This window comes from Aerosakkonema sp. BLCC-F183, from assembly GCF_041929145.1.
GTDB lineage: Bacteria > Cyanobacteriota > Cyanobacteriia > Cyanobacteriales > Aerosakkonemataceae > Aerosakkonema.
In genome coordinates this window covers 59,134-73,611 of the sequence record NZ_JBHFNU010000118.1, presented here as the reverse complement: position 1 = coordinate 73,611, position 14,478 = coordinate 59,134, and the positions used below count along the sequence as shown (strand labels likewise).

The 14,478-nt window shown below is 45.3% G+C and carries 17 protein-coding genes; 10 read left to right on the top strand and 7 right to left on the bottom strand.

Translation table 11 applies throughout. From position 1 onward, the window contains the following. Window positions 1-239: 239 nt before the first annotated feature. The gene (locus ACE1CD_RS34940) at window positions 240-1,079 is read right to left on the bottom strand and encodes a 2-isopropylmalate synthase (protein ID WP_374800943.1); all 840 of its coding nucleotides are present in this window, start codon (window positions 1,077-1,079) and stop codon (window positions 240-242) included. A gap of 110 nt (window positions 1,080-1,189) precedes the next feature. On the opposite strand from ACE1CD_RS34940, the gene ACE1CD_RS34935 reads away from it, so the two are divergent. Next, on the top strand, window positions 1,190-1,660 hold the full coding sequence (locus tag ACE1CD_RS34935) for a DUF4262 domain-containing protein (RefSeq protein ID WP_374800945.1): 471 nt from the start codon (window positions 1,190-1,192) through the stop codon (window positions 1,658-1,660). Window positions 1,661-1,762: 102 nt separating this feature from the next. On the opposite strand, the gene ACE1CD_RS34930 is transcribed toward ACE1CD_RS34935, so the two are convergent. From ACE1CD_RS34930 to ACE1CD_RS34915, 4 genes are all read right to left on the bottom strand, one after another. Then, window positions 1,763-2,149, bottom strand: a complete 387-nt coding sequence (locus ACE1CD_RS34930) for a hypothetical protein (RefSeq protein WP_374800947.1) — start codon at window positions 2,147-2,149, stop codon at window positions 1,763-1,765. 399 nt (window positions 2,150-2,548) lie between these two features. Beyond that, window positions 2,549-2,971, bottom strand: coding sequence for a hypothetical protein (locus ACE1CD_RS34925; protein ID WP_374800948.1), 423 nt, complete (start codon window positions 2,969-2,971; stop codon window positions 2,549-2,551). Between the two features lie 52 nt (window positions 2,972-3,023). Next, a complete protein-coding gene (locus ACE1CD_RS34920) occupies window positions 3,024-3,683 on the bottom strand; it encodes a M15 family metallopeptidase (protein WP_374800950.1) in 660 nt (219 codons plus the stop codon). Window positions 3,684-3,888: 205 nt separating this feature from the next. Beyond that, window positions 3,889-4,191: an ArsR/SmtB family transcription factor gene (locus tag ACE1CD_RS34915; protein WP_374800952.1), complete on the bottom strand. Its 303-nt coding sequence runs from the start codon at window positions 4,189-4,191 to the stop codon at window positions 3,889-3,891. Between the two features lie 230 nt (window positions 4,192-4,421). On the opposite strand from ACE1CD_RS34915, the gene trxA reads away from it, so the two are divergent. Next, a complete protein-coding gene (trxA, locus tag ACE1CD_RS34910) occupies window positions 4,422-4,781 on the top strand; it encodes a thioredoxin (protein ID WP_374827706.1) in 360 nt (119 codons plus the stop codon). Window positions 4,782-4,948: 167 nt separating this feature from the next. After that, complete coding sequence (locus tag ACE1CD_RS34905; protein WP_374827705.1) at window positions 4,949-6,052, top strand: alkene reductase; 1,104 nt, start codon at window positions 4,949-4,951, stop codon at window positions 6,050-6,052. Window positions 6,053-6,152: 100 nt separating this feature from the next. On the opposite strand, the gene ACE1CD_RS34900 is transcribed toward ACE1CD_RS34905, so the two are convergent. Then, the gene (locus ACE1CD_RS34900; RefSeq protein WP_374827704.1) at window positions 6,153-6,953 is read right to left on the bottom strand and encodes a phosphodiester glycosidase family protein; all 801 of its coding nucleotides are present in this window, start codon (window positions 6,951-6,953) and stop codon (window positions 6,153-6,155) included. Between the two features lie 294 nt (window positions 6,954-7,247). After that, on the bottom strand, window positions 7,248-8,315 hold the full coding sequence (pdxA, locus tag ACE1CD_RS34895; RefSeq protein ID WP_374827707.1) for a 4-hydroxythreonine-4-phosphate dehydrogenase PdxA: 1,068 nt from the start codon (window positions 8,313-8,315) through the stop codon (window positions 7,248-7,250). Window positions 8,316-8,514: 199 nt separating this feature from the next. On the opposite strand from pdxA, the gene ACE1CD_RS34890 reads away from it, so the two are divergent. From ACE1CD_RS34890 to ACE1CD_RS34860, 7 genes are all read left to right on the top strand, one after another. Then, on the top strand, window positions 8,515-8,619 hold the full coding sequence (locus ACE1CD_RS34890) for a PetM family cytochrome b6-f complex subunit 7 (RefSeq protein WP_190467747.1): 105 nt from the start codon (window positions 8,515-8,517) through the stop codon (window positions 8,617-8,619). Window positions 8,620-8,862: 243 nt separating this feature from the next. Continuing rightward, on the top strand, window positions 8,863-9,837 hold the full coding sequence (locus tag ACE1CD_RS34885) for an SDR family oxidoreductase (RefSeq protein WP_374800960.1): 975 nt from the start codon (window positions 8,863-8,865) through the stop codon (window positions 9,835-9,837). A 185-nt stretch (window positions 9,838-10,022) separates the two neighbouring features. Beyond that, a complete protein-coding gene (locus ACE1CD_RS34880) occupies window positions 10,023-10,940 on the top strand; it encodes an NAD(+) kinase (RefSeq protein ID WP_374800962.1) in 918 nt (305 codons plus the stop codon). A gap of 84 nt (window positions 10,941-11,024) precedes the next feature. Continuing rightward, entirely contained in the window at window positions 11,025-12,005 is a 981-nt protein-coding gene (locus ACE1CD_RS34875) for a serine protease (protein WP_374800964.1), read from the top strand. Between the two features lie 80 nt (window positions 12,006-12,085). Further along, the gene (nblR, locus tag ACE1CD_RS34870; RefSeq protein ID WP_374801109.1) at window positions 12,086-12,781 is read left to right on the top strand and encodes a response regulator transcription factor NblR; all 696 of its coding nucleotides are present in this window, start codon (window positions 12,086-12,088) and stop codon (window positions 12,779-12,781) included. Between the two features lie 109 nt (window positions 12,782-12,890). Next, window positions 12,891-13,463, top strand: a complete 573-nt coding sequence (locus ACE1CD_RS34865; RefSeq protein ID WP_374800966.1) for a DUF192 domain-containing protein — start codon at window positions 12,891-12,893, stop codon at window positions 13,461-13,463. A 702-nt stretch (window positions 13,464-14,165) separates the two neighbouring features. After that, window positions 14,166-14,357, top strand: a complete 192-nt coding sequence (locus ACE1CD_RS34860; protein WP_374800968.1) for a DUF2949 domain-containing protein — start codon at window positions 14,166-14,168, stop codon at window positions 14,355-14,357. Window positions 14,358-14,478: the final 121 nt, after the last annotated feature.

The window sequence follows — 14,478 nt, the reverse complement described above, 5'->3', positions numbered from 1 at the left end:
CGTTCCTGGTAGCGTCGTTTTTTTTATTTATTTAAAAAACCCCACCCCACCCGCCCTTTGAACCCCCCTTTAAACCAAACAAAATTTAAAATTTGGTGGGGGTTGGGTTTTGGGTTTTGGGGGTTGGGGTTTTGGGGTTTGGGGTTCGGGGCTAGGGAAGAGGGAGAGGGAAGAGGGAGGAATTTTGACTTTTGACTTTTGACTTTTGACTTTTGACTTCCCCACACCCCCTCTTCCTTTTAACTTTTAACTTTTTCGGTGATTTGGGCGACTAATTCTGAGACGATGCTAATTAAAGATGTGTCTATTTCAATTTGAAATTCTTCGTTATTTAAAACACCTTGCACAATTTTTTCTAAATCCGCATTACCTTTTCTCGCTCCCAAACCGTTAATCGCACATTCAATTTGTCTGACTCCACAGGTTAAAGCGGTAAGGGAATTTTCGACCGCCATACCCAGATCGTCATGACAGTGAACTGAGACTATCGCATCGTCAATATTAATAACTTTGTTAAATATCTTTTGCAGAAACTGGGCAAATTCTTTGGGTAACATCAAACCCAAACTGTCGGGGATGCTAATAGTCGTTGCTCCGCTGTTTATCGCCACTTCAATTGATTTACACAAAAAATCCAGATCGCTCCTCGTGGCATCAAAAGCACTCCATTCTACATCATCGCAGTAATTACGCGCCAAGGAAATACTATCTTTGATGACTGCCAATACTTCCTCTTCAGTTTGTTTTGATTTATTGCTCAGATTAACATTAGTATAAGTGTGAATTCTTGCTTTTGCTGCCGGTTCAAGAGCTTGAGCAACCGTTATGATTTCCTCTCTATCTGAGCTTGCCAATCCGCAAATCGTCGATGTTGTAATTACTTTCGATATCTCGAATATTTCCTCAAAATCCTTTTCATACCTACCAGGATAACCGACTTCGATCGCATCCACGCCCATTTGCTCTAGCAGTTGGGCGATGCTAATTTTTTCCTGAAGGTTCATTTTTACACCAGGCGTAAGCTCTCCATCACGCATGGTGGTATCGAAGATTACGATATTGTTATTTGTCGCTAACATATAGCGTAGCCGAACGTAAAAATATTATTATATAGCAAAGCTTCTTCTTCACCTAGTCCCGACGCCCTAGCTATACTGGAGAGTGCATCTTTAAACAAGGGCGATTAAAAATGAAAGAGCGTAAAATAAACGATCCAGTGAGAAAGAAAATAGTTGAGGATGTGCAACGAGTTGGTTGGCACGTTATGGCGGTAGGGGCAGATCCCGATAAGATGAAACCGGGTTTTGCGTATTCGATCGGCTTATGGCAATCGTTCCAACATCCAGAAATTATTATGTTTGGATTGCCATATCACACAATGGGTCACATTATTAACGATATCGGCAGTTATGTGAAAGGTGGCAAACCTATAGTGACTGGTCAACCTTACTCGGATTTTATCCAAAACTACTCGCTTATTTTTGAAAGCGTAGCATCAGCTTGGTGTGTTGAGTACTTGCGTTTTGCTGTCTGGTTTTACGGTGAAGAAGATACCTTTTCTGCTTTACAATGTTTCTGGCCTGACAAAGCAGGCAAATTTCCTTGGGATGTCGATTTTGATGACAAATTAATTAGCTGTCAACCATTGCTGTGCGGTTAAGTGAAAAAAAGAGGAAGAAATCGCTTTGGCTTAGGAAGGCTTATCGCCGCGTACTTTCTTCCTCTCTCAATATAAGACTGACAAAATTAAGTCAAGTCGTAACTAAATCTTGACATCGCTAATGGTTTTGCAAGGAGCTGGGCGAGCAACAGTCCGACGAGCGCGAACGGGCTTTTTCGGAGTGCTTCTGACTGTGCTTGTTGGACTTGTTGATCCACCCGATATGTTAGCTGACTGATTGGAATTTTGATTGACTGAGTTACCTTTACCAGTAACATTAGCCTCTTGGGTGTTGCTTTGAACAACCGCGTTATCGCCACCACTGCGGTTTTGGCAGCAAGGCTCGGAAGTAGGGGTCGCGAATGCAGCAAGGGGAAGCATCCCCAGAGTGGTAGCGGTCAAAATACCGACTAAGTAGGATTTTTTCAGCATTTTTCCAAAGTTTGCGACAGTATTAATCGAGCTGGTGATGGAGTTGGTGGTGGTCATATCAGTGTTCTCTTTGTATAAATTTGCTGTTGGTGAAGGTAGTTGAAATTTACTGTCTTTGTTCCGTAACCCTCGCTTACCCTCTGAAACTATTAAAGGCTTCCTCTGATATCCTCGTCAATATATTTTACAAATCTTCATAAAACCGCCTTCTTCTGTAAGTCGTCAAAACATTTCAGAGGGTTAAGGAGTAACAAGGTACGCGCCAGAAACCCGGTCTCTTCAAGAAACCCACAAACCCAGAAACCCGGTTTCTTCAAGAAACCGGGTTTCTGTGTACCCAGAGGCTGTAACCGTATAAAGGAGGATAAAGGAGGAAAGCTCTGAGATGTATGCCACGCCAAATCAAAGATTTTGGGCCCACAATTCGTCTCATAGGATGCGATCGATCGCGCCAGCTTAACGGGACAGACTCGTGCCCCCATCGTTGCTACAAGCAAAGTTTAACAACCTTTGTTGCAGACCAGTCGCCGTATGCCAAGAATCGCTGACAGGTTGGTAAACTATCTTAGTCTCCGACTCAAATTCACCCTGGAACTGGACAAGCAATTGCTGATTTCTACAATTTCCTTGCACTCGGTAATATTGAGCCTCCGGACTAGCTACTTCAAAAACTATAGTCTCACCCTCACGAACTAACCGATTGATATTCATGTACCACGAGAATTGTGTGAGATATGGATTTTCTGTAGATAACTGGATCGCAGTTCCTGGCACTTCTACCCATGCAAATTGTCTGTTTGCTTCAACTGTTGGTTTAGCTTTAGCTGACTGTGCGATTAGGATAGAAACTGCTGCTATAAAAATAGAAACCGTTTTCACGATCTTCTACTCCCTAAATATCAAATGATGAAAGTGCAAACAAAAAGCCGAATTACTTTGGAATCGATTCCAACGGTATATCCAGAATTTCGTACTTTTGCCAACCAACTGCATCGAAATGCCACCATTCTTTTGACAGAGGTATAAACCCTCCTTTTTGCATCGCTTGTTCCAGCAAAACACGATTTTTGATGGCTTGGGCGCTGGCACCTCTATATTTTCTATGCGCTCGCGGTGTAAAATTATCGAATTCGGTCGGCATTTCTAATTCCTGACCATTGCGATCGACCAGCGTCAAGTCTACTGCTGCACCGCGATTGTGCTTTGACCCCCTTCTCGGATTCGCCACATAAGGACGCGCTGACGGGATTTTCCACATCAGCTTTTGTACTGATAGCGGTCTGTAACAATCATAAACTTTTAAACCCAAGCCCTGTTTCTCCAAATCTTCTTGAACTTTTGATAGTTTTAGCGCGACTTCCCTCCTCAGCAAGCATCGCGCCACCGTGTAGAGTTTTGTTTTGGTAAAATTATTTTCTGTGGCATAACGGATGTCTTGCACTATGTTGCTATTGATAGTCTCAATATCAACCAGTTCGGCGTTATTCGTTTTTTGAGAATTGGGAACTTTTGCTTGTGGCGTTGGACTCGATTTTGGGGAAGTGTCAGGATTAACGCTGGGTGTATTTTGTACTGTGGGGGTTGGACTCATACTTGCAGTATTCGTTGTCGGATCGGACTTCTGACACCCAAAAAATAAAGCCACTAATACAGTATTGGTTATAAATTTGACCCATCTGTTCATGTAAGGAAATTCGCTCCCGCTTCCGTCTCGACTGTGCTGTTCAAATCCAGGATATACGAGTGCAGGACGCTGCGGATTCGCTCAGAAACCCGCTTTATATGTAGGGTTTGTTTTATAAATCCACCTCTTGCATATTATTCGCAAGCTCTTTCAAACTACCCAAACAATCAACCAGTAACTCGCGATTGAGCGAATTGTACTTGGTTTGACCGTCTTTTCGCGTTTGGAGTAACCCCGCCTCGGTCAACGTCCTGGAGTGGTGACAAAACAGCGCCAGACTAATCCCCACTTGATTGGCTATCTCCGAACTGCCGATCTCCTCGCGCTCAGCAAGCAGCTCCACAATCCGCAATCTTGTCGGATCTGAAAGAGCTGCAAAGATTTTAGCGCGTTGTTCGATGTCATTTTTGGCCATGAGAGAGGTAGCGATCGCCGTTATTTGTGTTCGGTTTCGATCGCCCTACCTCTATCTTACGTCTGTTTGGGACTTTGTTAAATACTTAAATAACCACTTGACTTTCTGGAAAAACCCATTTAACATAAAAGTTAAATGGTTGTTTAACTACTGAACTGTAGCTGGATCGATCCGGACGTCTCCACCACCGGAGAGCCGCTGCAAAAAACAAGGAAAGGAGGCTTTTATCTATGTCTGACAACTCCAAATACGTCACGCTGACAGATGACAATTTTCAGAGCGAAGTCCTTGCCAGCTCGGTTCCAGTTGTTGTAGATTTCTGGGCTCCTTGGTGCGGGCCATGTCGAGTCATCGGGCCATCGATCGCAGAATTGGCGGCTGATTTTGAAGGTCAAGCTAAGGTGGGCAAGTTGAATGTTGACCAGTGCGATCGCACCGCGAAAGAGTACAACATCCAAGCGATTCCCACTCTGCTCTTTTTCAAAGATGGTCAAGTTGTCGATCGGCTGACTGGCATAGCTCCAAAGCAAGCGCTTGCAGACAAAATCAACACCCTACTTGAGGAAAAAAGCTTGATAGCTAATGGGTAATTGATGATAGTTCATACTTCATAGCCGATCGAGTAAAGAAACCCGGTTTATTAGCAAAATTTTGAGTTTAACACTTAAAAAATAATGCAGAAACCGGCTTTCTCTCCCTGTCGTGCGTACATCCCGAACAAATTAGCAAAACAAATTAGCAAATGGAGATGCGATCGATGAGCGTCAAGGTCAATCTTTTTACACCATTTAAACTCGGTCGTTACGAACTGCCAAACCGAATTGTCATGGCTCCCTTAACGCGGATGCGTGCTGGTGAGGGAAACGTTCCAACTTCTTTAAATGCTACTTATTACGCACAAAGAGTTTCGGCTGGATTAATTATTGCCGAAGCAACTCAAGTTTCTCCTCAAGGCGCGGGATATCCCAACACACCAGGTATTTATTCAGCAGAACAAGTTGCCGGATGGCGACTGGTAACAGATGCAGTTCACGCTCATGGAGGACGTATTTTCCTGCAACTTTGGCACGTCGGACGCATTTCTCACCCATCCCTACAACCGGGGGGAGAACTGCCAGTTGCACCAAGCGCGATCGCACCCGAAGGCGAAGCAATTACCCACGATGGACTACAACCTTTCGTAACGCCCCGTGCATTAGAAACAGCAGAAATTCCCGGAATTGTCGAACAATACCGTCAAGCAGCAGAAAACGCACTCGCCGCAGGTTTTGATGGCGTGGAAATTCACAGCGCTAACGGTTATTTGCTCGATCAATTTTTACAAAATGGTACAAACAAACGCACAGACAAATATGGCGGTTCCATTGAAAATCGCGCTCGTTTGCTATTAGAAGTAACAGCAGCAGTTGTGAGCGTTTGGGGAAGCGATCGCGTCGGCGTCCGTCTCTCCCCCAGCGGTACATTCGGTAGTATGCACGATGACAACCGCGAGGCATTATTCACCTATGTAGTTTCTGCCCTCAACCGCTTTAACCTTGCTTATCTCCACATTATCGAACCCAGAATTGATGGAAATATCACTGTCGATCGCGTCTCAACTTTAAACACTCGATATTTCCGTGGCATTTTTAACGGTACGCTGATGACAGCAGGTGGTTACGATCGCGAAGAAGGTAATGCTGTTTTGGCTGCTGGCGATGCAGATTTAGTTGCTTACGGTCGATTATTTATCGCCAATCCAGATTTACCGCAGCGTTTTGCCCTCAATGAACCTTTAAACAAGCCCGATCGCTCGACTTTTTACGGTGGAGACGCTTCGGGATATATCGATTACCAAACTCTGGCACTACAAACAGTGTAGCAGTCAAAAGTCGTAGGTTGGGTTGAGGAACGAAACCCAACTTATGATTCTATTTTGTTGGGTTTCGCTATGCTCAACCCAACCTACGAATAGATTAACTTCAAGGTGCGCTCACTACACCAAGCATTTGGGGAATTGTTCTTGTCGATGTAATATAACTTTCTCCCTGACAAATTAATTGTGTAGAACCGCCACCATCCAACATGATTACTTTATCCGCGCCAAAACTTCTGAGCATCTCAGTTGCGTGTGCTTGAGTCGCCGCTGTAGAGTTAAAGATTAAAATAGTTTCGTAAGTGCCGTTAGAGTCGCTATCTTTAACGCCTACAAACGTTCTGCCAAGTTCTTTATACATGAATTTATCGGCATTTTCTTTTAATCCTACAATCAAATTTGGTGCTGAAGATGAGTACAGAGAAATTTTGCCGTTGAAGGGTGTTATATCGGCGCGATCGCTATTTATCTCCAGCATCAATTTTTCCGTCGGATATTCACTTTCTCCCGCATATCCATCGCTGATGACTTTGCCATTAACTTTCACCGGAAAAGCTAAATTAGTAGCAGGTTGGCTGTTAGTGCTGAAAAATTGACCGTTAGTTATACAAAAAGCATTTGGATTTGATGAATATAAATTTAACCAAGCTTGGTTGAGAGTTTGACGTCGCATTTGCGGATCGTCTCCTCCGTAAGCACCTTGATTATTACCAGCATCGGTAATATCTCCATTCAGCAATTTGACAGATGCACCTTGGCTCAAATCTACAACTTGCACATATTCTGTATTTTTCTGGTAAAGTGTAACGCCTTTGGATGTTTTAACTAAATCAAATCCAGGCGGAACTACAGAAGGAGTATAAATTTTCTCTGACGCGCTTAGTATGCTCTTTGAGCAAAGGTACACAAAGAAAAGAGAAATAAAAATTGGTTTTTTTATGTTTATAGTGAAAAATGTTTGCATTTGCATATGTTATATGATATCTGGTAGCATAAAAAAATACGTTATTATCTGCGTTCATCTGCGTTTATCTGTCTTTCATCTGCGGTAAAAATTTAACCCCCGATCTCCCACAGATAATATGAGAGCATCAGTCTTACACCACCGATGCTACCGGACACAATATTATAGATGAGCGCGATCTGTTTGCATAACAAATCCGAAACAGCCGTATAAAACAAAGCTAATCTTTTTTGTTTATCAAACTTTTGCATTTATCCTCTGATTTGCCAATTCAACTGCTAACCGCAATGCTGCTTTCATACTGGTAGCATCGGCAATTCCTTTACCCGCAATATCAAATGCCGTGCCGTGATCCGGGGAAGTACGGATAAATGGCAAACCGATGGTAGTATTTACAGCCCGATCGAATGCCATTAACTTAACTGGAATCAAACCTTGATCGTGGTACAAAGCTAAATAACCATCAGCCGCAGATGCTTTTTCACCTTTGGCAAACCAAGCTTGACCCGGTTTCACCCACATAGTATCCGGCGGCACAGGGCCATCCAGAATTGTGTCCGGTCTGGCGTGGCGTTCTTCCTCCAACCAGGGAATTAACCAATCGAGTTCCTCGCGTCCCAATTGTCCCTGTTCGCCGCTGTGGGGGTTTAATCCAGCAATGACAATTCTCGGTTTTGCGATCGCAAAATCTTGCCGCAAACACTCCACCAGCAAATCCAGTTTCGCACTCATCAACTGCGGTGTCAGGGTATCGGCTACTTGACGCAGGGGAATATGTGTGGTAGCGAGTAGAGTGCGGAGAGTCCAATCGGTGTGAGGCGATCGCGCTACAAACAACATCCCGAACCGCCGCACGCCCGCCCGTTCTGCCAAAAGTTCTGTCTGACCGGGATAATCGTAACCAGCAGCTTTCCATGCCGATTTAGCGATCGGCCCCGTGACAATAGCGTCAAACTCACCGGAAAGAGTGCGTGCGATCGCACTTTCCATATAAGCAAAACTCGCCGCACCGCTAGCAGCATTACCAGTTCCAACCGCAATATTATCGAAATCGAGATCTAAATCCACATTTAGGAGCGATAAATCGGCTGGTTTTGCCAAAATCTGCCTACATTCAGCAGAATCGGACAAATTGAGATAAATTTTTGCTAGTAGCGATCGACTGCCTATCACCGTAACATCGCAATCTTGGACAACTTCAGGATCTGCCAGCGCCTTCAGAATTACCTCCGGCCCAATGCCAGCCGGGTCTCCCAGAGTGACAGCCAAGCGGGGACGCCGATCGTCTTTGAGCTTAACAGACATTTGCTCAGACAAATTTTTTCCAGCTTTCATTTTGCTTGCCTTGCACCTGGGTATCCAACACAAAACGTCAAACTACCTTTGCGAGTCTGACGCGCTTAATGATAATTTATCCCCAGTCTAATTTTTTACGACACTGGCATGAGATGACCGATCGTCATCCCAGCGAACTCGATCGACATAGCAAAGGAGCATTTTACCAATGAGCGGCGAAATTTTCAATGCAGCTATTTTATCCGCTTCCCTCGTCCTTGTAGGTTTAGCGATGGGCTTTGTCCTCTTAAAAATCCAAGGAGTTGAGAAATAGAGAGGCCAGAAAAAGTCAAAAGTTAAAAGTCAAAAGTCAAAAAGAAGAGAAAGAGGCAGCAGGGAGAAGGAAGAAGGGCTTTCGGTGCAGAATTAACACTTTCCCCCACTCCTGACGCCCAAAGCCCTTTTTTTCTTTTGGCTTTTGACTTTTGACTTTTGACTTTTGACTTTCCTTAGCCCCTAATCCCTGAATTCTGATAATATCTTAGAGAAACATTAAGATTCATTACTAAATTTCTGGATGAGCTTATTAATCGTCGGTTCCACAGGCACCTTAGGAAGACAGGTAGCCCGTCGCGCTCTAGATGAGGGACATGAAGTACGCTGCTTAGTCCGCAGTTTCAAGAAAGCTGCTTTTTTAAAAGAATGGGGCGCTCAACTCGTGCCTGGGGACTTGTGCGATCCTCAAAGCCTACCGCCAGCTTTGGAAGGCGTCACAGCCATTATCGATGCTGCCACTGCCCGACCTACAGATTCCCTGAGCATTAAGCAAGTAGACTGGCAAGGGAAGGTAGCCCTGATCCAAGCCGCCAAAGCAGCCGGAATAGAACGTTATATATTCTTTTCCATTCTGGATGCCGATAAATATCCTGACGTACCCCTGATGGATATCAAACGATGTACAGAACTGTTTCTGGCAGAATCCGGTTTAAAGTATACTATTCTGCGACCCTGTGGCTTTATGCAAGGGTTAATCGGACAGTACGCCGTTCCCATCTTGGAAAAACAAGCAATTTGGGTAACAACCCAAACTACTGCTGTCGCTTACATGGATACCCAGGACGTCGCTAAGTTCGCCGTTCGCGCCCTCTCCGTTCCCGAAACGGAAAAATGTACTTTTCCGGTAGTAGGGACACGAGCGTGGGGTGCTGATGAAATAATTAACTTGTGCGAACGCTTGTCTGGGAAAGAAGCAAAAGTAACCCGCTTACCTCTGGGTTTATTGCGTACTACTCGCCGAATAGCCAGGTTTTTTCAGTGGGGCTGGAATTTAGCCGATCGCCTATCCTTCGCAGAAGTTTTGGCCTCGGATAAACCCCTTACCGCTTCAATGGAAGAAGTATATACTGTATTCGGTCTCGACCCGCAAGAAACCACAACCCTGGAAGCGTACCTCCAAGATTACTTCAGTCGAATTTTGAAGAAGCTGAAAGAATTGGATTATGAACAAGCTAAAACTAAAAAGAAATCAAAAAAAAGAGCATTAAGATTTTAAGCAACGGCATGAAAATAAGCATAATCTTCCTGAATGTGCTTACAGGTTGATTGTTACGGGTTAGTAGCCTAACAGCGATAAACCCCTAAAAATGAACCAAAAAAAGCCCTCTTAACTAGATTGCCGTTTCTGTTCAACTCCTTTTTCAATACATCAACTTTCAATCCGAAGCTGGACTTCTTTGCGTGCCCAAAGTTGGGATTATATACAACGACGTTAAACCTGTAGCTTGTCGCCTTGCTACAGAGTTAAAAAACGATTTGACCGCTGCTGGTTGGGATGTCTTAATGGCGACTGGTGCGGGCGGTATTCTGGGCTACTCGCGTCCGGAAGGCCCAATTTGCCACACGCCGATCGAAATGCTAACACCTCCAGATTTCGACGAGGACATCACCTTTGCCGTGGTGTTAGGTGGAGACGGCACAGTTCTGGCAGCATTTCGTCAGATCGCACCTCTGGGTATACCCCTGCTGACTGTCAATACCGGTCACATGGGTTTTCTCACAGAGACTTACGTCAACCAATTACCGCAAGCGATCGAAAAGATTCTCGCCGGTGAATACGAAATTGAAGAGCGAACCATGCTGACGGTGCGCGTGTTACGGGAAGAAACCGTTTTGTGGGAGGCGCTTTGCCTCAACGAAATGGTCATTCACCGAGAACCGCTCACAAGTATGTGCCATTTTGAAATACAGGTAGGCAGGCACGCAGCGATCGACATTGCCGCAGATGGGGTGATTCTCTCCACTCCTACAGGTTCGACAGCCTACGCTCTCAGTGCCGGTGGCCCGGTGATTACCCCCGGTGTACAGGTCTTGCAATTAGTGCCGATCTGTCCTCATTCTATGGCTTCCCGCGCATTGGTATTCGCGAACAGCGATCCGGTGACCATTTATCCAGTCAATCTGGAACGCTTGGTAATGGTAGTCGATGGAAATGCCGGGTGCTACATCCTGCCAAGCGATCGCGTCCGGGTAGAGCGATCGCGCTACCGGGCCCGCTTCATCCGCTTGCAACCGCCGGAATTTTTCCGCATTCTGCGAGAAAAATTAGGCTGGGGCCTACCCCACATTGCTAAACCTACTTCTGTCGAGCTCCCTTAGCCAAATTTTAGATTTTAGATTTTAGATTTTAGATTTTAGATTAGATCTGGAACCTAAAATCTAAAACCATAAGGAAGTATCGTCATGAAAAAAAGATTGTGGGTTTTGTTATACAGTGTAGTTTGCAGTCTTTTTTTTGTATTGGTTTGTCAAGCACAACTACCCTCCCAGCAAATAGATGCGGTTGGAATTGTACTTTTAAACCCACAGGGACAGAAGAGATTTGAGCCGATCGGTTCCGCTGTCTATCTCGGAGAGGGAATTGCGCTCACCAATTGGCACATAGCCACTAATGCCGCACTCCTAATTTTGCAAGGAATCGATGTAAAAACCGAAGACCAACTGCTCAGCTATCAGATCGACCGCACTGACAATGCGCGAATTAATGATTGGATTTGTTTGGTTGCACCAAATGCCGATCTACTCAACCGCGATCGCAAGCCATACAGAATCAGTGCTACAAATACCGACGGCTGTATTCCCTACAACCTAACGCAATGGCAGGCATTTCGGCCATCACAACCGCAACCCTCATCCTTGAGTCCCACCGTACCGATCGAGCAACTGCTGTTTCTGGATCGGAATCTGGAAGTAGCAGTTGTGAAACTAGATACTCACCAATTCGATCGCATCGACCTCTCACCCCCCTGTCTGGAAAGTAAACCGATCGAGCGAGGCGAACAACTCACCATTAAAAGCCATGCTTACGGTCACTATCCGGCGATCGCAGTCACCGCCAGAGTACAAGATAACAAACCCGCGTTGCGGATCGACCCCGATCCTCGCGTTCCCGTAGAAAATCGCTACGCTGCTATGTCGATCGTCGCTATTCTCCCTCCAGGACAAACCGATGCTGTCGGGCCCGGTTCGTCCGGAGGGCCAGTATTTAACCGCGAAGGCAGGCTTGTTGGGCTAGTATGGACAGGACAAGACCTTCCTGATGGCACCAAAGAAGTTTGGATTACACCAACATCAGTTTGGTTACCTCAACTTCAGCAGGCGGGTATACCAGACGAGAATTTACGCACAGTTTTAAATGCGTCTTGTCCAGTTAGATCGTCGTGAAAAATATGAAAGTAAATATTCGATCGGGTATTATTACTGATAAGAACAGGCCCCACAGCGATCGCCTATCTTCTTCCTATATGAGTAACGTTACCCTCAACCAAAATCCTCGCGTCTTGGTGATCGAAACCGACGAAACTCTAGCACAAAACGTCAGCATCGATCTCAGAGAATCAGGTTACGAAGCTGTCATAGCTTACGATGCCACAATCGGTCTGCTGCGAGCTCAGGAACTGGAACCAGATTTGATCGTCGTAGACCGAATGTTAGCGGGAGAATCGGGGCTGAGTTTATGTGAAAATCTCAGGCGTGCGGGAAATCGATCGCCAGTGTTGCTGCTGATGGCTCGCGATGCAGTCGATGACCGGGTGGCTTGTCTGGAAGCAGGAGCGGATGATTATTTTCTCAAGCCTTACCGAACAGAAACGTTTTTGAAGTTAGTGCGTTTCTATCTCCAGCCAGAAAAAGACGCCTCCGAACAGTTACGCTTTGGCGACTTGGCTTTGGATCTGGGTACTCGCAGAGCGCTACGCAACGGACGGACGATCGACCTGACGATGAAGGAATACGAGCTGCTCAAGTATCTCATGGAACATCCCCGCGAAGTCTTGACCCGCGAACAAATTCTCGAAAATGTTTGGGGCGACGACTTTATGGGTGAATCTAATGTGATTGAAGTTTATATTCGTTATTTACGTCTCAAAATAGAAGATGAAGGCGAAAAACGCTTGATTCAGACCGTGCGAGGTGTTGGCTACGTTTTGCGAGAAACTTGAAATTAGGGGTTAGGGGTTAGGGGTTAGGGGTTAGGGGTTAGGGGAAGAGGGGAAGAGGGAAGAGGGGAAGAGGGAAAAGAGAGAAAAGTTAGTAAGGAGCGATCGCTAAGTGATTTTACGAGGAAATTGGTTGGGAGTGCTGCTGTTGATTTTGCTGATGGGTTGTTCGTCACCTGGGCCAGCAACTTCCGCCGCCCAGCAGCCGCTTGTCACAGAGCAAGTAACATCGCAACCTACAGAGAGCAAGGAGTCGCAGACAGATTTGGGTCAAATGCTGCCAATTTCAGCTACAGCTAAGATGGGGGAAGAGGTAATCGATCTGGAAGTGACTCGCACGCCGGAACAACAAGCGATGGGATTGATGTACCGCACCTCTTTGGCAAATAACCGGGGAATGCTGTTTGAGTTTCAGCCGGCGCAAACAGTCAGCTTTTGGATGAAGAACGTCGCAATCCACCTAGATATGGTTTTTCTGCGGGAAGGAGTGATCAAAGCGATCGCACTCAACGTACCTCCCTGTACTAGCACTCCCTGTCCGACCTATGGCCCAAACACGCTCATAGACCGAGTGATCGAGCTGCGCGGCGGACGTGCTGCGGAATTGAAGCTCAAAGTCGGCCAGCGGGTGGAAGTTCGGTTTTTGCCACCAAACTCAGCTAGCCCCAGTGGAGCGCAAAGATAACTCTGAAAAAGTTATCAAAGTTACTGAAAAATGTTAATATTCTTATCTATTTTGATAAACTAGGATCGGAAATTGCTATGCTATCCAGGCAAAAGCAAGTTTGCAACGCTATTGTCCCTGAAACGCGCAACTCCGATAGGAAGTGCTAGCTTCAGAAACTGGTAGCAGTCAAGGTGAATCACTTGTTGAATAAAAAAACTATCTTCTATCTGGGTGCAGACATGGCATTGAAGTTCTAGCAGCGTTTTTTTTAAAAAAAGCTATATTCTTTAAAATGCCGCTATGTCTAGGTTTGAGGCATAAATGCAACTATAAATTCTTCCCTTGTTATAGGTAAGGGTCTTTAGGGCCCGGGAGTAGGAGACAATCAACAAGAAAATATAAAACCTTGATATAAGCCGATCGGCTTACAGTAGGGTATTGGCGCGTCAAAAAGCGCCGCTTTGGTAGGGAAAAACCTTGCACTACTAAGCTTTGGGTTGAAATTTCTCGCAAATTCTGACCTTGGATTTGTCTTTGCGGATTGACGGTGAAATTTGCTTAAGAAATTATACCTAGAGGCGACTTTTTGCCTTTGCATCTATCTGACAAAAGAGGTATGGCAAATAAGTACAGTGACAGCATAAAGACTGTCTATCGACTGATTAAAGTAGCGACTTCCCTATCGCAAAATGGTGTCTTAAAGAGGAGGTGAAAGTAGGAATGGCACCTGCAACTTATTCACAATTCATTCGTTTTTTAGAAGAAGAATTAGCGATTTCCTCTGCTTCTATTTCAATTGCGTTGAAGCATCGGGAACACGATCCGGGGCCGTTACCAATGATTCTTTGGCAGTACGGTCTGGTAACCTTGGAGGAACTAGATCGAATTTATGATTGGTTGGAAAGAGCCTAAGTTTTAACCTATCACCAAGGAAGGAGCTGGCTTTGATGTCAGAAAAAATATGTCCTTGTGAGGAACAATTTCATGGGCTGGTTGCATCTCGATCGTTATGGCTGCCAAGGAGCCCACAAGC